The following is a 25907-nucleotide window of genomic DNA, read 5'->3' on the forward strand; positions in this document are numbered from 1 at the left end:
TCGGTCAGACGAGTGCCTTCTCAAGCGCCGCCGACATGGCGCGCAGCGTGAGAAAGGTCGAGGCAGCACCGGGGTCAATATGGCCAACGGAGCGCTCGCCGAGCTTGGCGGAACGGCCGCGGCGTGATTCCAGCGCAGCCGTTGCCTTCATACCCGCCTCGCCGCCGTCTCTTGCCGCGACCAGCACAGCAAGGGAGGAGCCACCATTGGCGGCGGCCTTTGCCGCGGCTTCGACGGCAGGCACCCATGCATCGATCATCGTCTTGTCGCCAGGTTCGGCTCGGCCACGGTCGCGAATGCCCTGGCAGGCGGCGTTCAGCCATTCCGCCATGCCGACGCCATCGAGATTGAGACGGTTGCCGACCGCCGTGCCCGCGCGCAGGAATGCCGTGGCATATAGCGGGCCGGAGGAAGCGCCGACGGCATCCAGAAACGCTTTTGCCATACGCTTGCAGATTGATTCGATCGTCTCGTCTTCTTGGGCATCCTTCAAAGCCAGTTGCACTGCTTTCCAGCCTATTTCCATAGTAATGCCGTGGTCGCCGTCGCCGATCACGCCATCGAGTTCGGAAAGCCAGTTCTTCTCGGCGATGATTTGCTCGCCGACCGTGTGCATCATCGCTTTGAAAATCGCAGGGGTCACGTCGCCTTCGGTGATGAGGATACGCGGCTTCTCTTGGGACGGCGCTGCGCCTTCAGCAGGTTTGGCTGTCTGGCGGTTACGTGAAGGGGTACCGCGGGTCTTCTCGAAAGCGCCGACGACGAGAGCCTGGGTGTGGCAGGGATGATCCAGCAGCGCCTGCAGCGTGTCGTCAAGCTTGATGAGCGTAACCGACGCGCCGGCCATTTCCAGAGATGTCGCGTATTCGCCGACCCACGAGGCATGGATATCGACGCCATGTGCATCCAGCCGCTGCTTGACGCGGCGGAAGATGATATAGAGCTCGATTTGCGAGGTCGCACCGAGACCATTGACCAGAACCGCAACCCGTTCACCCGCCTTGACCTGAAGTTCCTTCAGAATGGCATCGACAAGCTCATCGGTGACTTCATCGGCTGTTGCGAGCTGCTGGCGGCGAATGCCAGGCTCGCCGTGGAGCCCCATGCCGATTTCCATCTCGTCGTTGCCGATCGTGAAATTGGGTTTACCTGTCTGCGGCAGCGAACAGGGGCTGAGCGCGACACCCATGGAACGGGTGGCATCGTTTGCGGCATGAGCAAGCGCCTCGACGCGCGCCAGCGGTTCACCAAGGTCGGCGGCGGCACCGGCGATCTTGAAGACGAAGAAGTCGCCGGCAATACCCCGGCGTTCGGACTTGCGGTCGATTGGAGCGGAGGCAACATCGTCGGCAACAGCCACATGACGCACGGGAATGCCGACCTGCTCTAGCTCTTCCGCTGCCATGGTAAAGTTGAGAACGTCACCGGTGTAGTTGCCGTAGAGCATCACGATACCGACGCCGCCATCCACGGCGCGAGCCGCTTCGACAATGTGCGACGGGGAGGGGGAAGCGAAGATGTTGCCGACAGCCGCGGCATCGGCAAGACCACGGCCGACGTAGCCGGCGAAGGCAGGCTCGTGGCCTGATCCGCCGCCAACGACGATACCGACCTTGCCATCACGCGGACCATCGACTGCAACGACCGCGCGGCCGGTTTCCCCCTCGACGCGCAATATGTCCGGATGGGCGCCGACCATGCCCTCGATCATCTCGGCGATGATGTTTTCCGGCGCGTTGATCAGTTTCTTGGTTTTGACTTCCTGGTTCATTCTTTTTTCTTTCGTCAGAGCGAAGCAGCCGGATGCGTCATGCGTCGCGACGGAGATAGCGGCGGGAAATGGCGTCGAAGGAAATGGCGAGTACAACGATGGCGCCCGAAACTATACCCTGCCAGTAGGGCGAGACACCGAAGAGCACGATGATGTTTTCGATGATGGCGATGATGCCAGCACCGAAGATGGCCCCGATCGGGCTGCCGATGCCACCGGTCGTGGCGACGCCGCCGATGACCGAAGCTGCGATGGGAGCCAGCACCCAGGTCTCGCCGATCGACGGTTGCGCCGTGCCGAGACGGGCGACCATCAGTACGCCGGCCAGGGCAGCGATCGCGCCGGCGACCCCGAAGACGAGTAGGCGAACTTTGTCGACCTTGATGCCGAGCATGCGGGCGCCGGCTTGGTTGTTGCCGATCGCATACATGTAGCGACCGAAGGGCGTCTTCAGCATGACGAAGGTGGCGACGGCGAGCGCGACGAGCATGATCACGAAGGGTACGGGCATGCCGAGGAAATCGCCACGGCCCAGATAATGCACGTTCTTCGGGATGCCGGTGATCGCGACGCCGCGTGTAAGAACAAGGTTGGCGCCACCGAAGATGCCGGCTGTGCCGATGGTCAGGACCAGCGAGTGAAGCCGCAGCACTGTCACCAGAAGGCCGTTGAGAAGGCCCAGAAACGCGCCGAGCAAGATGGCGAGAAACATCGCTGAATAGGGCTCAAGCCCGAGCCGCACCATAAGGATGCCGGAAATGACGCCACACAGGCCACCGATTACGCCGAGCGACAGGTCAAGTTCGCCAAGCACCATCAGCATGGACTGTGCGATTGTGATAAGGCCGACGAAGGCGAGACCGCGCGCAATAACCGAGAGGTTATAGGGCGTGAGAAAATAGGGGGAGATCAGCGCCGAGAGCGTGAAGATGACAGCGAGCGCGACGAAAACGCCGGCAAGCGGGCTGCGCGTCAGGAGGGACAGGGAATTAGTTTGCATCGGCTTTCACCTCCGTGCCGAAAATGGCGCCTACAAGTGTTTCATTGTTCGTTCCGGCGGTGTCGAATGCGCCGGTGATGCGACCGTGGTGCATCGTGATGATGCGGCTGGCGCACTTCTTGAGTTCGTCGAGTTCCGAGGAAACGAGAATGACGCCGACGCCTTCTTCGGCCAGACCCTTCATGATCCTGTAGATCTCGGTCTTGGTCCGGATGTCGATGCCCTTCGTCGGCTCGTCGAAGATCAGCACGCGCGGCCGTGTCGCCATGGCTCTGCCAATGATGGCCTTCTGCTGGTTGCCGCCGGACAACTGCGAGATGCGCTTGCCCATGCCCGACGTGCGGATGCCGTAGTCGTCGATGATCTTCTGGACGGCCTCGCGCTCCCGCCCGCCGCTGATGCCGAGGGAACCCCTGGTCAGCGACAGGATGGAAATCCCGATGTTTTCGCGCAGCGAAAGCAGCGGGAAGATGCCGTGATGCTTGCGTTCTTCCGAGAGGTAGAGCATGCCGCCATCGACCGACGAGGCCGTATCGTTGAGCGTCCAGGGCTTTCCCTCGACCATCACAGTGCCTGCCTTGGCTTTTAGGAAACCGAAAATCGTCTGCATGATTTCCGAACGGCCGGCGCCGACGAGGCCGGCAAAGCCAAGAATTTCTCCACGGCGCAACTCGAAATTGACATCCCGGAAGCGGGACCCGGAAAGGCCGCGCACCGTCATGATCGTGTCGGTGGCAACACCTTGGGGGCGGAAATGGTCGTCAAAAGCGATGTCGCGGCCGGACATGGCGCGGATCAGATCCGCTTCGGAAATATCGGCGATCTTGCCACTTTCGATCTTTTCGCCATTGCGCAGCACGGTGTAGTCGTCGCCGATGGAGAAGACTTCGTCCATCTTGTGGCTGATGAAGACGATGGCGTGGTCGCGGTCGAGCAGGCCCCGGATGACCTTGAAGACCCGGTCTACCTCGACGCGCGTCAGGGATGACGTCGGTTCGTCGAGAATAAGCACCTTCATATCCGCGTTGGTGCAGGCGCGGGCGATCTGGAGGAGTTGCTGGTCGGAGACCGAGATATTTGCCACGAGCTCGCGCGGGTCTGCCTCGATGCCGAACCGTTCAAGATAGCTGCGGGCCTCCTCGACGAGAGCACTGCGGTTTACGAGAAGCCCGCCGTGACCTGTCCGGCTGAACGGCATAAACAAGTTCTCTGCAACGCTCATCTGCGGAAAGAGATTGAGCTCCTGAGGAACGTAGGCGACATTCTTGTAAAGAGCGGGATCGTCGACAGGGTTGCGGCCATCGATCAGGATATCGCCGCGCGAAGCCCGGTCGGTGCCGGTCAGGATCTTTACGAGAGTGGATTTGCCGGCACCGTTCTCGCCCGCGAAAATGTGCGTGCGGCCAAGTTCGATCGAAAGATCGACCCCGTTGAGTGCGGTGACGCCGGGAAAATCCCGGCCAAGGCCGCGGGTTTCAAGATAAGCCATGGGGCACCTCAGCGTCGTAGTGAGATGGAAGAGGCACGGAAATCCCGTGCCTCACGGCAGGTCCGGTCTTACCGGATCACTTGCCTACGTTTTCCTTGGTGAGGAAAGCGTTGCCGGTGTCGAGGTAACCCGGCACCTTGGCACCGGTTGCCTGCGCCCAGAGCAACATGACTGACCAATAGCCCTGCAGTTCCGGCTGCGAGGCCGACGAGCTGTCAGCAACGCCGTCGCGGATCATGTCGAGCATTTCCGGCAGGTTGTCGAGCCCAACGAGAGTAACCTTGCCCTGCTTGCCGGCTTCGACGATCGCCTGGCCGATACCGATCGGGCCGGCGGCATCGGATGCGACCCAACCCTTGAGGTTCGGGTTTGATTGCATGATGGCGGCTGCCTGCTGCTGCGCCGTCTCGATGCTGTCATTGTCGATGCCTTCTGCAACAACCTTGATGCCTGGATGTTCGGCAAAGATCTGGCGGTGGCATTCGGCACGGATTGAGTGGTTCGGCGCGGTCGGAACGCCCTGCATGATGGCGACTTCGCCTTCACCGCCGAGAACCTCGACGAGGCGACGAGCGGCAATCTTCGCCTGCTCGCAGAAGTCCGAACCAATATAGGGAATAGCCATGCCTTCCGGGGGAATAGAATCGAAAATGACCAGAGGGATATTCTGGTTCTGTGCTTCTTCGAGTGAAGCGCGGTTGCCAGAGGGATCGAGCAGGTCGAGCGCCAGTCCATCGGGTTGCGTCGCAAGGGCGCTGTCAATGATCTGGTTCTGCTGAACGACGTCCGCGGACTGCGGTGCGGAATAGATGACTTCGACGCTGGAGCCGGTCTGAGCCTTGATGGCCGCGGCCGCGGCCTGCGCGCCTTCATTCACCTTGTCGAACCACGGATGCACGACCTTCGGTACGACGACAAAGCGGTATGCGTCTTTCTTGATGGTGCCTTGCGCATCCTGAGCAGACGCGGTGACAGGCAGGGCAAGCGCGGTGGCGCATGCCAGCAATATGGCGAGTTTCTTCATGCTGATCTCCCTTGAGCTAGGCGAGGTCTCCTCCCGCCTGGACGGTGCGCGAGTGCTTCGAATGGATCTGGGTCCGGAAAATTCAAAGCCTGCGAGATGCAGATACACATGTAATGCAAAAAATACAAGAGTAAATCGAAGCCTCGCTTCAGCTTTCGCAAGGGACTGTACGTCTCATAGACACTCATCTGCACGGTCCCGCGAGCCACCGGCAATTAAATAGGTCTGCAAGTTCCCATGCGGTGGTTATCCGGCCCCATTCATTTCAAGTCTTGCCCGAGAACGGCTTTCGCAGGGCCGGCTGTTGCCTTGACGACGATGTCGGCATCCTCGCGGATAAGGCAGAGCGGGGGGCCAAAGGCCGGAATATCGCCCTGCGTCATGGCGCGACCGACGTCTCGCTTTAGTAGGGGGGCAGGGCCTGCGGGCCGATTTCCTTGATGGGGTCGAAAAAGGCGCGGTCGCCTTTCTCTGCGACGAATCCGATGGCGGCTATCAGGCCGTCGCCACGCCGCCAGGAACGGGGCGCGAACTGAGATTGGCGACGACAAAACGCGCCTGGAAACTTAGCGCGCGGTAGGTTCAATCATAGTTGCGCTCACCGCCGACATTGTCGCGCGATTGCTCATGGAGTCCAATCCGGGCCATCGACAGCAACGGATACACGGTCGAGTTCTGGCTCAGCGAGCATCGTGACCTTTCTGCGCCCAAACGCTTCTTCAAAAAAGCGTTCGCTCGGCATGGCCGACGGGAACGCATCATTATCGACGGCAGTCAGACCAACCGGGAAGCGATCATTTTCTGTCCATCAGCCACCTCCAGGATCGGTCGCGCCGCCGGCTTGAACCCGTCCGCATCCGACAAAGTTCAGTATCTGAACAACCGCATCGAGCAGGATCACCGGCGGATCAAGCGACGCGTCAGACCGATGCTCGGCTTTAAGTCTTTCAGATCCGCAGTTGCAACATTGTCTGGTATCGAGATGATCCACATGCTGCGCAAGCACCAGCTACAAGATGCTCACACTGCCAGCTTGTCGATCGCCAAACAGTTCGAAACCCTCGTCGCTTCAATCTAAGCAGCCGCAGAAATCGCCCAGCCTCGCGGATATCTCAAGTTTTGCAACAGAACCATGGATGGTCGTCCGATCGCAGGCTACCAGCGTGAGGTAGCGGGAAGCCTTGCTGGTCATGGCGATGTTTTCCATGGCTCGACGCGCGGCTGTTCGAAGAACTTTAACAGAGCGGGCGCGCAGGATCGTGGCACCACATGTGGTGCGTGCTCGCTAGTGGCGAGGATAACAAGGGCCGAAAGTTTGTATCTCATCAAGAACGTGGGCATCTCAATTTCTCTGCACGGTTCCTTCAAGCTCAGTTGAAGGACGCCATCATGGCGTCCTCTCCGACTGCCTCGACGAGGAAGTCCAGCACTGTCCTAATGCGCAAGGGGAGATTACGGCGGGACGGATACACGACACTGATCGGCAGGCGGGTAGGTGGAAAGTCGGGCAAAAGCTTCACAAGACGTCCTGCCTTCACGTCGCCTTCGACCAGAATGTGGGACAGCACTGCCAGCCCAGCGCCCGATAGCACCGCCCGATGGACGGCCATGGCATTGTTGGCAATCAGCTTTGGGGCGATCCGAACTTGAAGCTCGTCCGCGCCGTTGGAAAAGGACCAGGACCGACCGTCGCCGGCACGTCTATAGCATATACAGTCGTGGCCGGTGATGTGCTCTGGAAAGTGTGGTGGCTGACGGCTTGCGAGATAGGTGGGAGAAGCGACAAGGGATGCCGTCGTCCAGCCTATCCGCCGGCACACGAGGCTACTGTCGCCAACCGATCCGATGCGTATCTCTAGGTCGATCGCCTCGGCGATCAAATCCGAAGGTTCCTCGCGCAAGATCAATTCGATCGTCAGATCGGGATGGCAATTGAGAAGTTTGTGCAGGCGGTCGCTCATGTAGAGACCCAATGGCGCCGGCAGGCTTAATCTGACTTTTCCAGAGGCGCGACCACCTTCCACACAATTTGTTCCGCCAATTGCATCGACGGCCTCAAGGACTTTCCGCGCCCGTGGGATCATCTGTTCGCCCTCGACCGTGAGAGCAAGAGCGTTCGTCGTACGATGCAGAAGACGGGTGTTCAAATGTGTCTCGAGCGCAGAAACTTGGCGAGACACAGCCGGTTGCGTGAGCCCGAGGTCGATAGCTGCCGCCGAGAAAGAGCCAGTGTCCGCTACGCGCAGGAATGTTCTCAACGCTGAAACGATGTCCATTCAGCCCCTCCCATATTTTTCGACATAAGGCTTATGTCGCGAGCTTATGCGGGAAATACTTGCCTGTCGAGATATTAAGGATATTGTGAGTCCATAAGGACATTTATTATCCTTAATAATGGAGCCAGTTATGACACAGCGACTGAATTATGCGCAGCAATCACCCGAACTGTTCAAAAAACTCATGGACCTTAGCGCCGCCGCAAATGGCGGGGTCATCGAACAGAAAATCCACGACCTCGTTCACATCCGGGCATCGCAGATCAACGGCTGCGCCTTTTGCCTTGACATGCATGTCAAGGAAGCAAAGATCCACGGGGAGAGCGAGCTTCGCCTCTACCACGTTGCGATCTGGCGTGAATCGAACCTGTTCATTCCACGGGAGCGCGCTGCTCTGGCATGGACGGAAGCGGTTACGAAGCTCCCCGAAGGCGGCATTCCCGATGAATTTTACGAGCGGGTCCGCGGCCAGCTTTCGGAAAAAGAAATGAGCGAACTGACGTTTTCGATCATGACGATCAACGCCTGGAACCGGGCCAGCATCGCTTTCAAGGCGGTGCCCGGATCCGCGGACAAGGCCTTTGGCCTCGATAAAGCCGGCCTAAACTAAGCTTTTCACCCCGACAGATCGATCAGACAACGCGGCGCGCTGGTGTCCGCGAACGGAGAAGACATATGAAAATCGTTATCATCGGCGGAACCGGCCTCATCGGTTCGAAGACTGTCGAGCGTCTTCGCAACCGTGGCCACGATGTGATCGCCGCATCTCCGAACACGGGCGTCAATACGATCACCGGGGAGGGGCTTGCAGAAGCGCTCGCCGGCGCTGAGGTGGTGATCGATCTCGCCAATTCGCCATCCTTCGAAGACAAGGCTGTTATGGACTTCTTCGAGAGATCTGGCCGTAATTTGCTAGCCGCCGAGAAAACAGCGGGCATCAAGCATCACATCGCGCTTTCGGTCGTCGGGACGGAGCGCTTACAGGAGAGCGGTTATTTCCGCGCCAAACTTGCCCAGGAGAAGCTGATCAAGGAATCGGGTTTACCCTATACGATCGTGCATTCCACCCAGTTTTTGGAGTTCCTCAGCGGCATCGTCCAGTCCGGAACTGTTGGCGACAGTGTCCACCTGGCACCGGCTTATGTCCAACCCATCGCCTCTGACGATGTGGCCGATGCGATGACAGACGTGGCGCTTGCTGCGCCGATCAACGGCACAATCGAAATTGCCGGGCCGGAGCGTTCGAAATTGACTGATCTTGTCGCCCGCTATCTCGTCGCGATGGGCGATGCGCGCAAGGTCTTTCCGGATGCAGAGGCTCGATATTTCGGCGCCCGTCTCGACGACGGCTCACTCGTTTCCGACAACAACCCCCGCCTTGGCCGGATCACGTTCGAGCAGTGGTTCCCAACATCGGCACGCAAGTAGATCGCAACACATGCGTCGCTTTCCGCAGCGCATTATCTCTCGATAAATAGGAGTTTTCGACATGATCAGATCAGTTTTCACAGCAACGGCCATACTGGCCGGAATGATTGGTACGGCCTCGTCCCATGACAGTGCCGGTGGCAAGGCCGCGACGGTTACCGTGGTGTACGAGCACGAACTTCCGAATGTTCCAGGCAAGAGCATCAAGGGAATTCTGGTCGAGTACGATCCAGGCGGTTTCTCAGATGCGCATACCCATCCAGATAGCGCCTTTATCTATGCGACGGTTCTGGAGGGCTCGATCCGAAGCCAGGTGAACGATGAACCGGTCAAGGTCTACAAGGCGGGCGAAAACTTTTCCGAGATGCCAGGCGACCGTCACGCAGTCAGTGCGAACGGCAGCACGAGCGAAAAGGCAAAACTTCTGGCGGTCTTTGTCGTCGACACAGTTCAAAAGGAGCTGACCTTTCCGATCAAGAACTGAACCTTCCAGACCGGGCGCTGTCAGCAGCGTCCGGTTGTTTCGAATTTGGATTTGGAGAAATGGTCATGCTTGACGATCCTGCCTTTCTGTCGCTTTCAGCGATCAATCTTCTGGGCATTGCCGGGATTGTCGTATGGCAAGTTCAGGGCCGCAATCGACCCAAGGCAAGGCTGATTATCCAAATCGTCTTCTTCACGGCTATGACGGCCGTGCTGGGTTTTGGCGATATACTGCCTTATCGGGTGGGCGAGACATATGCGCATAATGTCCCGGCATTCCTTGCCACCTCAGCCAGGGTTCTCTGGTGGATCCATCTTGCGTGGTCAATGATCGGCGTCGTGCGGATCATCGTGCTTGACCGTCGACCGACGCAAGCAAGGCTGCTGCAGGATCTCATGGTCGCGGTGGTCTATATCGGGATTGCGCTATCGATCCTTGCATTCGTGTTCGACGTGCCAATCGGAACACTTGTCGCCACGTCCGGCGTCGTTGCTGTTATTTTCGGCCTTGCACTGCAAAACACGCTTGCCGACGTCTTCTCCGGCATTGCTCTCACGCTCGGGCGGCCATTCTCAATCGGTGATTGGATCCAACTTGCCGACGGAACCGAAGGTCGCGTCGTTGAAAACAACTGGCGTTCCACGCAAGTGCTGACGCCTGCCAACAATCTGGTGGTCTTGCCGAATAGTGTGCTCGCGAAAGTCGGGTTGACCAATCTGACGCGCCCCGATGAAACGCATCTAATCATCCTCACAATGCGGGTCTCATCCGAACATCGACCTGGTCTTGTGGAGGATGTCATGCAGACGGCGCTGAAGGGCTGTAGCTGCATAGTCCAGCATCCACCACCTGTCGTCGCCCTCAAGTCCATAGATGCGGTGGCAATCGAAGCCGAACTGCAGTTCCGGGTGACAAGTCCTTCCGGGCGCACACCTGCAAGGAACGAATTGATCGACACCATTCAACAGAGTTTTGAGTCAAACGAACTGGCGTTTGCTCCGCCTGCGCAAAGCTATGTCCACATTGGCAGTTCCGGCCTTCGAAAACATGCCGATCTCGCAGCAATCCGCTCAACCGGCACGCTTTAGCACCCAGTCAAAGGTGCCAGCCCAGATGGCGGGATCGACTTCTTTTGACAGGGTCATCCCGAGGTCTGCCAGCGTCACGCTACGCAAGCTGGACCGCCAGGCCTCATCGGCCTTCCACATGACCCGCGCGATGGCACATGGACTACTTTCGCAAAAGCCCTTGGGTCGGCAAGGATTGTTGGCACGGATGTTGTTGCACACAAACGTCCTGCTGCTGCCTTCCACTGCCTCAACGATATCCAGGAATGTTAGGTCGGCGGACGGCTTGGCCAATCGGTATCCACCTGAGGGACCAAGTGTCGTGTGTACGAGGCCCGCTTGCGATAGGCTTTGCAAAGCCTTTGAGAGATATTCCTTGGGCAGGCCATGAAGCTCTGCCAGCGCTTTGGTCGAAAGGTAGCGCCCTTCGGGCAGGCCGGAAAGAATAGCGCAACAGTGAAGCGCCCATTCGACTTGGCTTTTCAGGATCATGGATAGCGGCTCAGCGTGCGACGTTAACAAATAAGGATATTTTATATCCGTATTCGAGCATCGTGTAAATCCGTTTCGTCTATTCTGGCGATTGGGGGAAGCCTCGGAGGCCGTCAAGGCGAGCGGCCATATTCCCGTCTCTACCTCCCTCGACAAAATACTGGAAAGGGAAAAAGCACTTGCTGGTGGATCGACCTGAGTAGGCTCGTAACCGAGCACTTCACTCACTCTCTCTAAAGGTTCGGTGGAAGCAACGATGAAATATCCGCGAAGCGGGTTACGTCTGCTCCAAATATTAGCAAATATGTTATTATACTATTTTTACAGGCGCTCCGTAATGCCAAGTAATTTTTTTCCGGCCCTTTGGGGCAGGTGTATAAATCAATGGGATCTTGGAAACCCTTTAAACGATAGCTTCCTTCAAAATCGGTCGACGTCTCCACTGCTTCGCTAAACACCTGGGACATCAACAAAGGAAGCTTCAAATCCCCGCAAGTACCTTGGATTCGGCTCAACATGTTCACGTCGGGGCCGATCAAGGTGAAATCGAGACGTCGGCCAGAGCCAACATTGCCGTAGCAGCATGCAGGACGCCCGCAATCTTATCCGCCAGGGCGGCATGCGGTCCGATCGCGACTGGCTGCAATTCGACTGCGCGCTTTCGTACGGTTTGGTCGAATACCTGCGCACACTCGACATGCTGAAGGCCCACGGCTGGTCGCCCTCGCGCTGCATTCCGCACGGTGGTCATCAGATGTCGCTCAACTTCGCAGCCGGCCTCGGCCTTGGCGGCAACGAAAGCTATCCGGACCTGTTCCAACCCTATGGTGGTTTTCCAGATGGGGTGAAGGTTGAGGACGGCCACATCATGATGCCTGACATTCCGGGCATCGGCTTCGAGGGGAAATCCGATCTCATTCGCGAGATGCACGCCCTGTCTGCATAAAAATAACCAGCGCAGCCTCTCACAACCCATGAGAGGTTGCTTTTACATGCGTAGCGGCGATCCAACGGACGTTCGCCCAAGATGATGTTTCGCCAGATAATCAGTTGCCGATTGAAGCGACGCTGAGCGTGTCGCGTGTCCTACAAGGCCCTAAACGCTTGCCTCCCTGCGTTAATCCCGTGACTTCCGGGTTCCCCTTGGAGCAGCCCTTAAAACAGGCCATCAGCGATTTTGACCAGATGGGCGACCGATGTGGCTTTCATCTTCCCCATCATGTGGCCCCTGTGAAGTTTCACCGTGGGCTCCGCAAGGTGCAGCTCTGTCGCAATTTGCTTATTCAGTTTGCCGGTGATCACCAATTTCATAATCTGCCGCTCACGCTCCGTGAGCGTGATGTATCTCGAACGAATGGCAGCTTTCGCGGTTCGCTCTTCTCGACGAGCGGCGTCATTGGCGATCGCGCGGTTGACGGCTTCCAGCAAATCCTGCTCCCGAACCGGCTTGGTGAGAACGTCAATTGCGCCTGCTTTCATTGCCCGTACCGCCATCGGCACATCGACATGGGCGCTGATGAGAACGACGGACCGAGGGAGATTACTCTTTACCAATGCCTCCTGAAATTCAAGCCCGCTTTGCCCGGGAAGGCGTATGTCAAGAACGATGCACCCAGCCTTCTCAGGATCATCTGCTTCCAGAAATTCTCTGACGGAACCATGTGTCTCAGCGATTAATCCCACGGACTCGAACAGCCCTTTAAGAGCTTCGCGGACGCTTTGGTCATCATCGATCACGATGACAGTTGGCCGCCTGTTCTTCTTGTCATCAATCAACGGCTGTCTCCTGGAAGCGAGAAAGCGTGAACCTGAACGAGCTTCCGCTAGGATGATTGGTTGTTGCCCAGATGCGCCCTCCATGAGCTTCGATGATGGAACGGCAGATAGAGAGACCAATCCCGATCCCATCGGACTTCGTGGTGAAGAAGGGTTCGAATACCCGGTCGAGCTGTTCGGGCGGTATTCCTTGCCCCGTATCGGAAACGCTGACCTCGATTTCGCCCTCGTTGCCGAGCGCGCAGCCGACCTTGATCACTGCGTCTGCGCCTCGACGCATTGCCTCGGCGCCGTTCATGATCAGATTGAGGAGAACCTGCTGAAGCTGAGTGCGATCACCAAGGACATCGACAGTTTCCGGCGTGATATCCGTTACGACCTGCAAGCCTCGGGACTGCAGCTCTTCCCGCAAAAGAAAAAGCACGTCGCCAAACGCTTTTTTGAAGTCGGTTTTCTCCATTCGTACAGGAGATCTTTGGGCCATTGCACGTATGCTGGCGACGATTTCGCCGGCGCGGTGCCCATCATTTACGACGCGCTCCGCAGCCAATCGAGCTTGATCGAGATTGATATGCCCTTCCTGCAGCCAACGCAGACATGTCCCGGCATTGGTCACGACTGCCATGAGAGGTTGATTGATCTCGTGCGCGATGGAGACCGCAAGTTCGCCGATCGTTGTAACGCGGGTGACTTGCGCGAGGTGGCTTTGGCTTTGTCGTAGGGATTCCTCGGCGCGTTTTCGGTCTTCGATGTCAACGACAACGCCGTACCACCGCACGACATTCCCCTGAGCGTCAAGCAATGGGCTTTGCTGCAGATTGAACCACCTGTACTCACCGTCGAACCGCCTGATGCGGGCGTCTACTGGATCGGGGCGTTTGGTGGCAACGATCTCCTCCCAACTTATGCGCATACGTTCGACGTCGTCAGGATGAAATACGCGATAAAAGCCAAAGCCCTGGAGCTCTTCGATAGGCAGGCCGACAAAATCGATGAAAATTTTGTTCCAATACTCCAGCTGCCCATCCGGCGTGCAGGACCAGGCCATGGCGGGGATGGTATTAATGATGAGGTTGAGCTTGTGTTCGCTTTCTCTGAGAGCTGCTTCACTCGCCCGCAGAGCATTTTCGGCGTACTGCAGATTTTCAATGTCGATGTTGACGCCGAACCAGCGAACAATGCCGTTGGCATCGGTGAGCTTGCGGCCTGAGAAATAGAACCAGCGGTATCGCCCATCTCGACCGCGAATGCGACCTTTCAGGTGAGTGTGGTCAGAATGTTCGAGGTCGCGCTTCCAGATTTCCACCATCTCCGGAATGTCGTCGGGATGGTAAAGGTCGAGAAAGCCCCATTCGAGGATACTGTCGGCCGGTAGCCCGGCATAATCCAGCCAACTCTGGTTCACGAAGTCAGCGCTCCCATCGGGGCGCGCAGACCATACGAGAACAGGAAGCGAATTGATGATGAGCCTCAGATTCTCTTCACTGGCGGCGAGTGCCGACTTGGCCTCTTTTAGCGCATTTTCGGCTTGTTTTCGGTCTTCGATATCGAGGACGACCCCATACCACTTCACGACGTTTCCCTCAGTATCGAGCCGAGGCTTCTGTCGAAGGCTACACCAGCGATAGTCGCCGTCGGCACGACGGATCCGACCTTCAACTTCCCTTCCTATCTTGGAAACCATGATGCGTCGCCACTCCGAGCCCAGGTGGCTGACATCATCGGGGTGAAAAAGCCGGTAGAAGTTTTCACCGGCAATCTCGGCAAGCGGCATGCCGATATATTCAAGAAAGTGCTGATTGGCGAAATCGAGCATACCATCAGACGTTGTCGACCATGCCATTGCAGGGATCAGGTCGATAATCGCGTCGAAGTCCCTCTGTTTTTCCAAGTCGATTCCCTCAGATATTCGCGCCGCCTGCAACTGACTGGAAACTACGCCTTTTCTCGCCGAGGCGTTAGGCGAGATTGATAGACGAAAGTCTATTTTTACAGTGCCTTCGGCTAGTTGCCTGTGACCTAGATCGCAATTGCGGACGGGCTTGAACCAACCTACCCATAGCCTGAAGCAGCGCTTGAGCGCCGGCGTATGACCGAAGAAGCGCAAAGCTGACGATATTATCAATCGATCATAAGGACGACGTCATGCCTCAGCTCTCACGCCGCGCTTTTGCCGGCGCTTTGCCTCTCGGCCTCATCGGAGGAAGTCTTTTCGGTGGAAACCTGCTAGGCAGCGCTTCCGCCCATGCCGCAACGCAGGCCGCCGCCGCTGCGCCGTTTACGGTAACTCCGTTCGCACAGATCCGCATCGGTCGCTTCACCGTCACGGCATTGACGGACGGGTATGCCGATATGCCCTTCGACTACTTTCCGGGACGCTCAGCGCCGGAGGTAGAAAAGGCCGCGAACGCGCAGTTTACCGCTCGGCCGAGTGGGGTTCGTTTCCTCTTCAACCAGTATCTGGTCGAGGATGGTCAACGCCGAGTCCTGATCGATGCCGGGGCGGCGGGTTCGATCGGGCAGACGGGGCAACTGCCCCAGGCACTCGCCGCACTTGGTTTGGAGCCTGATCAGATCGACGCGGTCATCGTGACGCATATGCACCAGGACCACATGGGCGGACTGGTTCTCGGAGGCAAAAACAACTATCCCAACGCTGAGGTCTATATCGATCGTCGCGACGTTAACCACTGGACTGATCCTGCAAAGCGCAACGGAGCGCCTGATTTTCTGCAGCCCAGCTTCAAGATGGCGGAGGAGGTCGTGCGGTTGTATCCGAGGCTGCAGGCGATCGACGGGCAGCGCGAGATATCGCCGGGCATTTCGATTGTCGACCTGACCGGCCATACGCCCGGCCATATCGGCGTGCGGATCGAAGATGGCGGCAAGAGCCTGATCATGGTTTCAGACATGATTTTCCCCGTCGTGCATCCGGCCGCAACCGATGTATTCTTCCTGTTCGAGCAGGACCAGGCCGCTGCTAAAGCTATGCGGGATCGTTTCTTTCCGCTCGCTGCGTCCGAGGGTGCGCTGATCGCCGCCACGCATATGCCTTTCCCCGGGCTGGGACGGGTCGTTGCAGATCGCGGGGAAATGCGTTGGCAGGCTGCAGACTGGGCATTGCAGGACTAATGCCCGCTTTTCGCGAATTAGAAATTTTCCTGGCATTGAGTTCGGCCAGCCCAAGATAGATCAGGCCCCGCACCGGGAGACACCGACGCGGGCCTGACGAAGCACGGAGATCAGACATGCCCTATCATTTCCTTGAGGTGGCTGTGACGCCGAGCGTCAGAGCCGCTCAGGCCGCAATGGGCGTGGACCAAATCTGGTTGGGCGCAGAGAACCGCCCTTCCGAGACCTTCACAGAAGAAGAAATCGCCTTTATTGCCTCACGTGACAGCTTCTATATCGCATCCGTCTCCGAAACCGGCTGGCCGTATGTTCAACATCGTGGAGGAAAAGCCGGCTTCCTCAAGGTCGTCGATCAGCAAACATTGGCCTTTGCTGATTACAGGGGGAATCGTCAGTATATAAGTGTCGGCAATTTCGCCACCAACGATCGGGCCTGTCTCTTTTTGATGGACTACGTGCGACGGGCCCGGCTCAAGATATATGTCCATGTTGAGCGGCTCGCTCTCGGTGTTGACGAGGGTCTCAGCGCACTCGTGTCCGATAACAGCTACAAAGGCAGGGCAGAGGCGATTTTCAGGCTTCGGCTTGAGGCGTACGATTGGAACTGCCCTCAGCACATCACCCCCCGCTACACCGAACAGGAGGTTGAACACGCAGTCGCTCCTCTTCGTGAGAGACTGCAGCGATTGGAAACTGAAAACGCGACGTTGCGAGCTCAACTGGAGGGACCTAGAAGATAACCGAAGCTCAGCGACCACCATTTCCCGTATTCACGCTCGAAAGCGCAGTCGATAAAGAAGGCTTGCCGAAGACGGATGGAACAGCCGCGACCCAGCTAGGGTTGCGGCATATAACAACTCTATGAAACATTAGGAGACGCATGATAACCAAGAGTTGCTGCTGATTGATTTCTATAGCGGATTGCCTTTTGACCTCGGCCTGTTCTCGGCATGTTTAGCGGTTTCAAGTTGTAGGAGGGGCATAGTTTGGCTGCTCCCAATGCGAGTAGCCATAGTCATCGGCTTTGCGCGAAGTTGGCCACAATGAGTTCGGCCAATATTGAAGCAGTTGTCGCGTCAGATTAACGGCAACATGATTGCGGGCTTCGCCCTGATCGCGATGCCGATACGATATAGAGAGATTGGCGTTCACACCTTTACCGTAAACGCCAACGGAACGGTCCACCAAGCTGATCTCGGAGACAAGACCGAGGAGGTGGCCGCAGGAATCCGGACATTCAATCCAGACGACAGATGGGATATCACTGAAGATTGAGCGATGCGCCAAGCATCGAGCGCCGGACACGCGGCTGCCGGAAGCACCAGAAACGCTTTAACTGAATGCTAAGCTTTTGCGCAAACTAGACCTGCTAGAGTCAGGTCCACCTATTTTTGCGGACGGCTGCGTGACCGCTCCCGGCCCCATACCCGTCGGCACTGAAAGCGGAAATTATTTCCGCTTCGCACCTGCATGTGGGTTGTTTTTACTGATAGCTCGACTTCCCGAAAGTTGACGGTCCCCTTGGCTAGCAGCTCCCTCTGGGGCGCGCTGGATTGGCAACGATCGCCTGCGGCGGCATTTGCGGCCTATCCACGCGACATCATCTTTGGTGATAGCGAGGCGGTTATCGGCATTCCGCGCGAATATGTCGCCCAAATTGCCGAGGAGTCCGTCGCGATGGAAGAGCAGGAGGAATTTCTGAAATCCGAGATCGAGTCTGGCCGGAAAGGGGGGTGAGGTCGATTGAGGATAGAGCTGCATTTGGATATTGATCGCACCGATTCACAGGTCGTTGAATTCGCATCCGATCGGCGGTTCTTGTAATCGCGGATGCCGCAGGCCGTTACAAGGTTATCGCCTGCATCAAAATTCCGGTATGTTTTCCCGGAAGATCACCTGCAGGCGTGGTGGATGGTAGTCGAATTTTCGGCCCAAAAGCGTGTTTTTCAGCATGGACAGCGCTTCTCGCGCTTCAACCCGCGGGTTCTGGTCGATGACGGCGTCTATGGTGCCGTCAAGCAGGAAACGTTTGGTGCTTTCGGTCAATTCGTGGCCGACGAAAATGACGGACTGGGCGAGCCCCGCTTCCTGTAGCGCTTGCCCGATGCCGGCATTGCCGGCTCCGATATTGTAGATTCCTGAAAGATCAGGGTGACGCTTTAACAGCGACGTCGTTTCTTCAAAGGCGCGCTTTCGGTCGTCGCGAATCTCGCGCAGTTCGACGACCTCCAGATCACGAAATTCCTCGGCGATGACATGGCGGAAACCCATCTCCCGTTCCTCATGGCCTCGATAGGAGAGGGAGCCGGCAAAGAGGGCGATCTTGCGTTTTGCTCCCCTGCCGAGAAGGCGCCCGAGCAAATAGCCCGCCAGCCGCCCGGCGGCGCGGTTGTCGATGCCGACATAGCCGAGCCTCGGGACATGCAAGATATCAGAAACGAGCGTCACGATGGGGGCGCCTGAAGCCGCTAGCCTCCGCATCGCCTCGCGCACCGTCGGATGGTCCAGCGCAATGACGCCCACGCCTTGCGTAATGCCGCTCAGGGCATCGAGTTGTCTTGCAAGGCTGTCGGGGTTGAAGCCCTCGATCGAATGCGTGTGGACATCGATACCCTCCTGCAATTCGCCCTGGCTGGCGATCTGCTCTAGCAGCTTGGCGATGAAGGTGTTCGTTCCTGCTGGCAGGACGAAATCCAGCCGAAGGGACGCATCCGCGCCGGCGGGCTGGTTTTCCGGCTCCGAAACGTAGCCCAGCTTGCGGGCTGTTTCGAGCACGACCTTGCGCGTGCGCTCGCGCACACCCTCCCGATTGTTGAGGACTCTGTCCACCGTCGCCAAGGAAACGCCGGCTTCGCGTGCAATGTCCATCAAAGTCGAACGCAAGGCATGTCCTTTCTCAAAATGATGGGAAATGATGTATTTCGATGGTGGTCAAATACAAGGGCTTCCCCGAGCTTCTTCCCTATTATCCTCAGAAAACGAACTAGGGTGGCCTAAAGCCATCAAGTTTCGTCATTTAAACATGATTTCTGCGCTCCCAACAACGGAATGCTCAAATAGCCCGGCCAAAAGACGTAATATGATGTGTTTTGATGTTGACATAAATCAAACGTAACGTCATTACTCCTCATGTTGACGAGGTGTGGAGGCCTGTCGACGAGGGAGGATATATCAATGAGCGACACTTTTACGGTCTCGCGCCGTGGCCTGCTGGCCGCTGGTGCAAAAACCTTTGCACTGACGGCTGCAGTCGGTATTGCGCCGCAATTCATTCGACCTGGCCGTGCCTTTGCGGCCGATGCCCTGGCGCCGGGAATGATCGGAGGGCCGACCGGATTTGATGGCGCCGAGCGCTATCAGTACGGCGCGGAAACACCCGAGGGACGTGCCATCGAGGCGGCCAAGGCGCTGAAGGCGGCCGGCAAGGCGCCGGAGCGGATCGTGCTGGGCCTTTCGGATGGATCGATCGGCCAGTTAACCCAGCCTTTCCCGGCCGGTGCGCCATCGATCAAGGATCTTTGGGAAAAGGAAACCGGTATCAAGCTTGATATCGTCGGTGTCCCCAACGGCCAGGAATTCACCAAGACGATGCAGGATATCTCCACCAAGGGTGGGGCATTCGACATCTATGCCGTCGAGTGGAACCGCCTCGGTGACCTCGCTGAAACCGCAGGGATCATCAAGCTTGACGACTATGTCGCGGCTCACAAGCCGGAATGGGACGATCCCGAGCGTGGTTATGTGAACGGCGCCAAGGGCGTCTCGCTGCTGAACCAGTATCGCGGTTCGACCTATGGCGTCTCGCTCGATGGCGATTTCCAGACCTGGAATTATCGCACCGATCTCTTCAATGACGAGGCCGAGAAAAAGGCGTTTGCCGACAAGAACGGCTATGCGCTTGCGCCGCCGCGCACATGGAAAGAGCATTCCGATATCGCTGCCTTCTTCCATCGTCCGGACAAGGGCTTGTTCGGCTCCACTGACCTGCGCAACCAGGGCTGGGGTTACACCAACTGGTATCAGCGCTTCGTGTCCACGGGTTCGCCCAACCAGTTCCTGTTCGGCGACGATGGCAAGCCGCTGATCAATTCCGACGCCGGTTATCTGGCGACGCAGGAATATGTCGATAGTCTCAGCCATCATTCGCCTGATGCGATTTCCTGGGGCTGGCCGGAACAGTACGGTAACTTCGCCGCTGGTGGTGCAGCGATGACCTCCGCCTTCTCTAACCTGCCGAAGTTTCTCGATAACAAGGCGAATGAAGGCTCCAAGGTCACCGGCAAGATCGGTTCCATGCTGCCGCCCGGCCGCGAGGTCGATGGCAAGCTTGTGAGCCGTTCGGTTCTCTGGCTGAACCTTTCGGCCTGCGTCTCGGCCCAGAGCAAACACCCGGAAGCCTGCTACCTCCTGCTGCAATGGCTGGGTTCGAGCCGCATCTATTCCTGGATGACGGCGAACCCCGGCGGGTATTTCGATCCGTTCCAGCTGGCGAATTTCTCGGACCCCTTGGTGCGGCAGACTTACCACGACTACCACATGGACATCGTGCGCGAGACGGTTGCCCGTACGGTACCGACCATCAATTACCCGGGCGCGACCGCTTTCCACAACGCGCTCGACGAAAACCTGATGGCGGCGCTAACCAAGTCGAAAACGCCGGAGCAGGCCATGGCGGATACGGAACGCCAGTGGCAGCGCATCGCCCGGCGAACCGGCGAGGAAAAACTGCTCGAGGCCATCAAGACCAACAAGGAAGCCTGGCCGACGGTGCTCGATCCGCTGGCCGGCTGACGCGCCCCGCTGACATGATTGCCCGGCGGAGATCCCGCCCGGCGATCATCCTGTTTTCGAGAATGAAGTTTTCCCTGTCATGAAGCGCTCATTACCCTTTGAGGTTTTCCGTTACGCCGCCATCTTCCTGGCGCTCGCCGTAACGCTCGTCCCGACGCTCTGGATGGCCTCGATGGCCTTCAAGCCGATTGCTGAATGGTCGGCCACCGGTGCGGATCTGACGTGGTGGCCAAAAGCCCCCACGCTCGACAATTTCCGCTTCATTCTGGGGACATCTACCTCCGACCTCATCGTCGCGCTCGACCGGACCGCCGGCAAGCCGATCCTGGCGTCGTTGCTCTCGGCCGTTTTTGGCACGCTGATTGCCATGACGGCAGGCACGGCCGGCGCCTACGGCTTGTCGCGTTTCGGCTCGGGGCAGAACCTGCCGCTGGCGCTGATCCAACTCCGGCTGTTTCCTCCGATGGCGGTGATGATCCCGGTCATGATCATGTGGGCCTTCTTCGGTCTCGTCGATACCTGGTGGGGGCTGGCGCTGATCTACGGCATCGTGACGCTGCCGTTCGCATTCTGGCTGATGAAGACGTTCTTTGACGACATGCCGCGCGAAATCGAGGATGCAGCTCTGGTCGAGGGCTGCTCGCGCATGCGCGTGTTCCTCAAGATCACGCTGCCGATGATGCGCCCGGCGCTCGCAAGCTCGGCTCTCTTTGTCTTCATCCTCAACTGGTCGGATTATCTCATCGCCCTGCTTTTGACGACCCGCGAATGGGTAACGATCCCGGTTTACATGGCGTCGCTGTCGTCCTCGATGACCGGCCAGCTTTATGGCGCGAAGGCCGCCCTTGGCCTCATCGCCGCCGTGCCGCCCGTCATCATGGGTATCGCCATCCAGAAACATCTGGTTCGCGGCCTTACCTTTGGAGCGCTCAAGCAATGAGCAGCTTTGCAATCGAGGAGAAGCACTCCGTGCCCGGCGATCTTACCACGCCTGAAACACGCACCGAGGATGGCGGCCGTCGTCTCGGCTTTATGTTGACGCTGCCGGCGCAGCTTCTCGTGCTGTTCATCGCGGTCTTCCCGCTGTTGATGCAGCTCTACATCAGCCTCACCGACTGGTCGCCGCTCGAGGGCACCGGCTGGTGGCAGGCCTATGAACTGTGGAACGGCTTTGTCAACTACACCGATCTTGCCGTCGACAGCCGCTTCTGGGATGCGCTCGGACGTACAGCGCTCGTGATGCTGATCTGCGTGCCGGTCGAGTTCCTGCTGGGTCTGGGGCTTGCCATCCTGTTCATGGACAATTTCATCGGCAAGCGCGTGTTCTATTCGATCATGCTGATCCCGATGATGGTAGTGCCTGCGGTGGCCGGCTACATGTTCTTTATGCTGTTCCAGTCGGGTGGGCCGGTTAACGACATTATTTCTACGCTGATCGGCCGACCCTTCGTACTCGCGTGGCTGTCGAGCCCCGGAACCGCTCTTGTAGCGGTGATGATCGCCGATATCTGGCAGTGGACGCCGCTGATGTTCCTCATCCTGCTCGCCGGTCTCGTCGGCGTGCCGGACGACCAGATGCGCGCGGCGACCTTGCTCGGCGCCAGCTGGTGGCAGCGGTTTTACACGATCGCACTGCCGAAGATGAAGACGATCATGATCATCGCCTTGTCGATCCGCATCATCGAGAACTTCAAGATCTTCGATACGCTCTTCATCATGACTGGGGGCGGGCCGGGCGTCGCGACGGAAACCATCTCCGTCTACATTTACAAGGTAACGCAGCAGGACCTGATCTGGGGTTATGTCGCAGCCATCGCGCTGGTCATTCTCGTGGTGCTGTCCATCGTCGTGTCGCTGGCCATCAGCCGCATGAATGCAGCGAAGGAGGCCTGAGCCATAACTGCGATCCATCTTGAAAATCTGGTGAAGCGTTTTGGCGCCTTCACGGCGCTGAAGACCATGGACCTCGAAATCCGCGACGGCGAATTCATGGCGCTGCTGGGGCCATCCGGCTGCGGCAAATCGACGACCATGAACATGATCGCCGGCATGGAAAGCCCGAGCGAAGGCCGCATAACCTTTGATGGCGCCGATATGAACGGAGTTGCCATGGGAAAACGCGGCGTCGGCTTCGTGTTCCAGAACTATGCGATCTTCACCCACATGAGTGTCTATGACAATCTCGCCTACGGGCTAAAGGTACGCGGCACGCCGGCAGGCGAGCTGGATCGGCGGGTCAAGGCCATGGCCGATTTCCTGCAACTGACACCGATGCTCGACAAGCCGTCCGCCAAACTTTCGGTCAACATCCTGCAGCGGCTGGCGATCGGCCGTTCGGCGATCGTCGAACCGGCGATTTTCCTGCTAGACGAGCCGCTCTCCAATGTCGATGCCGCCTTCAGGGCAGTGATGCGCACGGAGCTGAAACATCTCCAGCGCCAGTTCAAGCAGACCATGGTCTATGTCACCCACGATCAGCTCGAGGCCATGACCATGGCCGACCGCATCGCCGTCATGGATCATGGCGTGTTGCAGCAGGTTGGAACGCCACTGGAAGTCTACAATGATCCCGTCAATCTCTTCGTGGCCGATTTTATCGGCTCGCCGGGCATGAACCTCGCGAAGGGCATGCTTGCCGACAGCGACCATGGCATAGTCGTCGATCTCGGTGTCCTTGGCATCTCCGCACCGCTGGAACCCGCCATTGCTGCCGCCGCCCGCAAGCAGGCGGCACGCGATGTCGTCTATGGCTTCCGGCCCGAGCGTGTTGCGCTGGCGGCATCGGGGGCGGGGCTGGCCATGCCGGTGACCTTTATCGAACGCATCGGGGCGCGGACCGTGGTGCACTTCGGCGATGGCGAGAAGCGGGTGAAAGCCGTTTTCGACAATGACGTTGCCATCAGCACCGGCGAAACCGCCCATATTGCCATCGAACCGGGAGCTGCGCGTCTGTTCGATGCAGTGACCGGCAATGCGATCCGGGGAGCCTGACATGGCCGGCATTTCCTTCCGCAACGTCACCAAGCGCTTCGGCAAAACCGTCGCGTTGAAAAACGCGAGCTTCGACATTCAGCCGGGCGAATTCTTCTGTTTCTTCGGCCCGCCGCTGTCGGGAAAATCGACGGTCCTGAAGCTGATCCTCGGCCTGGAAACGCCGGATGAAGGCGAAGTTCTGATCGGCGGCTGGCCCGTCAATCATGTGTCGCCGGCCGATCGCAACGTGGCGATGGTGTTTCAGAACCTGGCGCTCTTTCCGCATATGACGGCGGGGGAGAATGTGCGTTTCCCACTCACCGAGCGGAAGATTGCCGAAGACAAGATCCGGGCTCGGGTCGAGGCGGTGTCCGCCAAGCTGCATATCGCCCATCTACTGCACAAGCCGCCAGCCCAGCTTTCAGGCGGCGAGCGTCAGCGCGTCGCGATTGCCCGCGCCCTCGTGCGTGACCCGGTCGCCTATCTGATGGACGATCCGATTTCGGCCCTCGATGCCCGGTTGCGCGAAGAGACGCGCGTCGAGCTCAAGCGCATCCAGCGCGACCGCGGGCAGACGCTGATCTACGTCACCCACGATCAGGAAGAGGCGATGTCCGTCGCCGATCGCATTGCCATCATGGAGCATGGCGAAATCCGCCAGGTCGGAACTCCGGGCGAGATCTACGATACGCCCGTCAGCCGATACGTCGCGCGGCTGCTGGGTGCGCCAATGATGAACATCATGTCGGCCGTTCGCGGCGACGGGGTGAAGGCAGCCGATGGTACGATCACGCTACCGATCGACGCCGTGCCGGCTGATGTCTCGGAAATCGGCGTGCGGCCGGAAGACCTGAAGGTCGAGCCATGGAGCGCGGCGCATGCGGGACGTCCGGCCAAGGTCTATGAAGTCGAACCGCTCGGCGGCTATACGGTCGTGACTGTCGATACCGGCGCGGAGAAGCTCAAAGCGCTGATGCGCGGGCAGCCGGATATCCGCATCGACAGCGCCGTGGCGCTCAGCTGCAATCCGGCGAGAGCCCATTTCTTCAACCAGGCGGGGGAGGCGCTCGGCCTGTGAACGAACAGATAAAACGGGAGGTCATTATGAGCGAAGCCAACGGTTTTGCACCGGATCCGCAGGTGAGGGTGCGGGATGTGAAAATTGGCTGCATCGGTGCCGGCATGATCATGGCGGAGTGCCATCTGGCAGCCTACAAGGAGGCGGGCTTTCCGGTCGTCGCCATCGCGTCACGCACGCGGGAAAAGGCGGCGGCCGTTGCCGAGCGCTGGGCTATTCCGACAGTACATGACACACCGGATGCGCTGATCAACGACCCGAACATCGAGATCCTCGACATCGCCTTTCCGCCGGACCAGCAGCCTGCTCTCATCCGCAAGGCGCTGGCCCAGCCGCATATCAAGGGCATTCTGGCGCAGAAGCCGCTTGCGCTGACGCTGGAAGAAGCGATCGAATTGCGGGATGCCGCCGCCAAGGCTGGCAAGGTTCTCTCCGTCAACCAGAACATGCGCTACGACCAGTCGATGCGCGTGCTGAAGCAAATCCTTGAAAAAGAGGAATTGGGCACGCCCGTTCTGGCGACTATCGAGATGCGGGCGATACCGCATTGGCAGGCGTTTCTTGAAGACTACGACCGGCTGACGCTTTCCAACATGAGCGTACATCATCTCGACGTGCTGCGCTTCCTCTTCGGCGATCCCGACACGATCACCACGCTGACGCGAAAGGATCCGCGCACGACGTTCGAGCACAAGGACGGCATCACCGTTTCCACGCTCAATTTCCCGAGCGGTGTGATGGCCGTTTCGATGGAAGACGTGTGGTCCGGCCCGCGCGAACAAGGGTTCGACAGCGACATCTATATCAAGTGGCGCGTCGAAGGCACCGATGGCGTGGCCCAGGGCACGATCGGCTGGCCGGACGGCTCGCCCTCGACGCTGTCCTACGCCTCGAAAAAAACCACGACCGGCAAGTGGGTCTCGCCGACATGGGAGACGATGTGGTTCCCCCATGCCTTCATCGGCGTGATGGAGCAGTTGCAATATGCCGTGAAGACCGGCGACGCACCGGCGCTCTCCGTTGCCGACAACGTCAAGACCGTGGCGTTGATCGAGGCCGGCTACAAGTCGATTGCTGAGGGCCGGACGGTCCGGCTTTCCGAAATTTCTATTCATTCATGAACAAC

21 protein-coding genes and 7 pseudogenes are annotated in these 25907 nt (G+C 58.4%); 17 read left to right on the forward strand and 11 right to left on the reverse strand.

Annotated features, from left to right (window positions below):
* Positions 1-4 precede the first annotated feature (4 nt).
* From dhaL to ACSQ3J_RS23475, 5 genes and pseudogenes are all read right to left on the reverse strand, one after another.
* Positions 5-1771, reverse strand: a complete 1767-nt coding sequence (gene dhaL, locus ACSQ3J_RS23455; RefSeq protein WP_060501555.1) for a dihydroxyacetone kinase subunit DhaL — start codon at positions 1769-1771, stop codon at positions 5-7.
* A 37-nt stretch (positions 1772-1808) separates the two neighbouring features.
* On the reverse strand, positions 1809-2771 hold the full coding sequence (locus tag ACSQ3J_RS23460) for an ABC transporter permease (RefSeq protein ID WP_060501557.1): 963 nt from the start codon (positions 2769-2771) through the stop codon (positions 1809-1811).
* Complete coding sequence (locus ACSQ3J_RS23465) at positions 2761-4260, reverse strand: sugar ABC transporter ATP-binding protein (protein ID WP_060501558.1); 1500 nt, start codon at positions 4258-4260, stop codon at positions 2761-2763. Before ACSQ3J_RS23465 ends, ACSQ3J_RS23460 begins: the two co-directional genes overlap by 11 nt.
* 76 nt (positions 4261-4336) lie before the next feature.
* Positions 4337-5284 (reverse strand): substrate-binding domain-containing protein, encoded by a 948-nt coding sequence (locus ACSQ3J_RS23470; RefSeq protein WP_060501562.1) that lies wholly within the window; start codon positions 5282-5284, stop codon positions 4337-4339.
* A 260-nt stretch (positions 5285-5544) separates the two neighbouring features.
* Positions 5545-5795: pseudogene (locus ACSQ3J_RS23475) on the reverse strand (aspartate aminotransferase family protein); the annotation flags it as partial.
* 129 nt (positions 5796-5924) lie between these two features.
* Between ACSQ3J_RS23475 and ACSQ3J_RS23480 the strand changes: the two are divergent.
* A pseudogene (locus ACSQ3J_RS23480) lies at positions 5925-6362 on the forward strand (DDE-type integrase/transposase/recombinase); the annotation flags it as partial.
* 292 nt (positions 6363-6654) lie between these two features.
* Here the strand turns inward: ACSQ3J_RS23480 and ACSQ3J_RS23485 are convergent.
* Positions 6655-7560, reverse strand: a complete 906-nt coding sequence (locus ACSQ3J_RS23485) for a LysR family transcriptional regulator (protein WP_060501564.1) — start codon at positions 7558-7560, stop codon at positions 6655-6657.
* A 130-nt stretch (positions 7561-7690) separates the two neighbouring features.
* On the opposite strand from ACSQ3J_RS23485, the gene ACSQ3J_RS23490 reads away from it, so the two are divergent.
* The 4 genes from ACSQ3J_RS23490 (at position 7691) to ACSQ3J_RS23505 (ending at position 10560) form a co-directional block, all read left to right on the forward strand.
* Positions 7691-8170, forward strand: coding sequence for a carboxymuconolactone decarboxylase family protein (locus ACSQ3J_RS23490; protein ID WP_060501565.1), 480 nt, complete (start codon positions 7691-7693; stop codon positions 8168-8170).
* A 65-nt stretch (positions 8171-8235) separates the two neighbouring features.
* A complete protein-coding gene (locus ACSQ3J_RS23495; protein WP_436040462.1) occupies positions 8236-8988 on the forward strand; it encodes an SDR family oxidoreductase in 753 nt (250 codons plus the stop codon).
* Between the two features lie 61 nt (positions 8989-9049).
* On the forward strand, positions 9050-9472 hold the full coding sequence (locus ACSQ3J_RS23500) for a cupin domain-containing protein (protein ID WP_060501568.1): 423 nt from the start codon (positions 9050-9052) through the stop codon (positions 9470-9472).
* 65 nt (positions 9473-9537) lie between these two features.
* Positions 9538-10560 (forward strand): mechanosensitive ion channel family protein, encoded by a 1023-nt coding sequence (locus ACSQ3J_RS23505; protein ID WP_060501569.1) that lies wholly within the window; start codon positions 9538-9540, stop codon positions 10558-10560.
* Here ACSQ3J_RS23505 and ACSQ3J_RS23510 read toward each other — a convergent pair.
* Both ACSQ3J_RS23510 and ACSQ3J_RS23515 read right to left on the reverse strand, forming a co-directional pair.
* On the reverse strand, positions 10543-11031 hold the full coding sequence (locus ACSQ3J_RS23510) for an RrF2 family transcriptional regulator (RefSeq protein ID WP_060501571.1): 489 nt from the start codon (positions 11029-11031) through the stop codon (positions 10543-10545). The two genes, ACSQ3J_RS23505 and ACSQ3J_RS23510, sit on opposite strands and share 18 nt — an antisense overlap.
* A 371-nt stretch (positions 11032-11402) precedes the next feature.
* Positions 11403-11609: pseudogene (locus ACSQ3J_RS23515) on the reverse strand (adenylate/guanylate cyclase domain-containing protein); the annotation flags it as partial.
* A gap of 2 nt (positions 11610-11611) precedes the next feature.
* Here ACSQ3J_RS23515 and ACSQ3J_RS23520 point away from each other — a divergent pair.
* Positions 11612-11977: pseudogene (locus ACSQ3J_RS23520) on the forward strand (enolase C-terminal domain-like protein); the annotation flags it as partial.
* Positions 11978-12186: 209 nt separating this feature from the next.
* On the opposite strand, the gene ACSQ3J_RS23525 reads toward ACSQ3J_RS23520, so the two are convergent.
* Both ACSQ3J_RS23525 and ACSQ3J_RS23530 read right to left on the reverse strand, forming a co-directional pair.
* Complete coding sequence (locus ACSQ3J_RS23525) at positions 12187-12807, reverse strand: response regulator transcription factor (protein ID WP_060501576.1); 621 nt, start codon at positions 12805-12807, stop codon at positions 12187-12189.
* On the reverse strand, positions 12800-14650 hold the full coding sequence (locus tag ACSQ3J_RS23530) for a PAS domain S-box protein (protein ID WP_436040531.1): 1851 nt from the start codon (positions 14648-14650) through the stop codon (positions 12800-12802). Before ACSQ3J_RS23530 ends, ACSQ3J_RS23525 begins: the two co-directional genes overlap by 8 nt.
* A gap of 302 nt (positions 14651-14952) precedes the next feature.
* Between ACSQ3J_RS23530 and ACSQ3J_RS23535 the strand changes: the two genes are divergently transcribed.
* From ACSQ3J_RS23535 to ACSQ3J_RS23555, 5 genes and pseudogenes are all read left to right on the forward strand, one after another.
* Entirely contained in the window at positions 14953-15939 is a 987-nt protein-coding gene (locus ACSQ3J_RS23535) for an MBL fold metallo-hydrolase (protein ID WP_060501581.1), read from the forward strand.
* Between the two features lie 116 nt (positions 15940-16055).
* Complete coding sequence (locus ACSQ3J_RS23540; protein ID WP_060501583.1) at positions 16056-16679, forward strand: pyridoxamine 5'-phosphate oxidase family protein; 624 nt, start codon at positions 16056-16058, stop codon at positions 16677-16679.
* Positions 16676-16785, forward strand: a pseudogene (locus ACSQ3J_RS23545) (DUF1348 family protein); the annotation flags it as partial. The gene ACSQ3J_RS23540 and the pseudogene ACSQ3J_RS23545, both read left to right, overlap by 4 nt.
* Positions 16786-17019: 234 nt before the next feature.
* A pseudogene (locus ACSQ3J_RS23550) lies at positions 17020-17214 on the forward strand (DUF2950 family protein); the annotation flags it as partial.
* 287 nt (positions 17215-17501) lie between these two features.
* Positions 17502-17664, forward strand: a pseudogene (locus ACSQ3J_RS23555) (ribonuclease activity regulator RraA); the annotation flags it as partial.
* 138 nt (positions 17665-17802) lie between these two features.
* On the opposite strand, the gene ACSQ3J_RS23560 reads toward ACSQ3J_RS23555, so the two are convergent.
* Positions 17803-18822, reverse strand: coding sequence for a LacI family DNA-binding transcriptional regulator (locus ACSQ3J_RS23560; protein WP_060501589.1), 1020 nt, complete (start codon positions 18820-18822; stop codon positions 17803-17805).
* A 291-nt stretch (positions 18823-19113) separates the two neighbouring features.
* On the opposite strand from ACSQ3J_RS23560, the gene ACSQ3J_RS23565 reads away from it, so the two are divergent.
* From ACSQ3J_RS23565 to ACSQ3J_RS23590, 6 genes are all read left to right on the forward strand, one after another.
* On the forward strand, positions 19114-20730 hold the full coding sequence (locus tag ACSQ3J_RS23565; protein ID WP_436040463.1) for an extracellular solute-binding protein: 1617 nt from the start codon (positions 19114-19116) through the stop codon (positions 20728-20730).
* Positions 20731-20809: 79 nt separating this feature from the next.
* Positions 20810-21670 carry a carbohydrate ABC transporter permease gene (locus ACSQ3J_RS23570; RefSeq protein ID WP_060501593.1) on the forward strand — a complete coding sequence of 287 codons (861 nt, stop codon included), beginning with the start codon at positions 20810-20812 and terminating at the stop codon, positions 21668-21670.
* A gap of 92 nt (positions 21671-21762) precedes the next feature.
* Positions 21763-22623, forward strand: a complete 861-nt coding sequence (locus ACSQ3J_RS23575) for a carbohydrate ABC transporter permease (RefSeq protein ID WP_244481863.1) — start codon at positions 21763-21765, stop codon at positions 22621-22623.
* Between the two features lie 3 nt (positions 22624-22626).
* Positions 22627-23721 (forward strand): ABC transporter ATP-binding protein, encoded by a 1095-nt coding sequence (locus tag ACSQ3J_RS23580; RefSeq protein WP_060501595.1) that lies wholly within the window; start codon positions 22627-22629, stop codon positions 23719-23721.
* 1 nt (position 23722) lies between these two features.
* A complete protein-coding gene (locus ACSQ3J_RS23585; RefSeq protein ID WP_436040464.1) occupies positions 23723-24781 on the forward strand; it encodes an ABC transporter ATP-binding protein in 1059 nt (352 codons plus the stop codon).
* A 26-nt stretch (positions 24782-24807) separates the two neighbouring features.
* Positions 24808-25902: a Gfo/Idh/MocA family protein gene (locus tag ACSQ3J_RS23590; RefSeq protein ID WP_060501599.1), complete on the forward strand. Its 1095-nt coding sequence runs from the start codon at positions 24808-24810 to the stop codon at positions 25900-25902.
* Positions 25903-25907 lie beyond the last annotated feature (5 nt).

The organism is Rhizobium sp. LjRoot98 (genome assembly GCF_964252935.1).
Taxonomy (GTDB): domain Bacteria; phylum Pseudomonadota; class Alphaproteobacteria; order Rhizobiales; family Rhizobiaceae; genus Pararhizobium.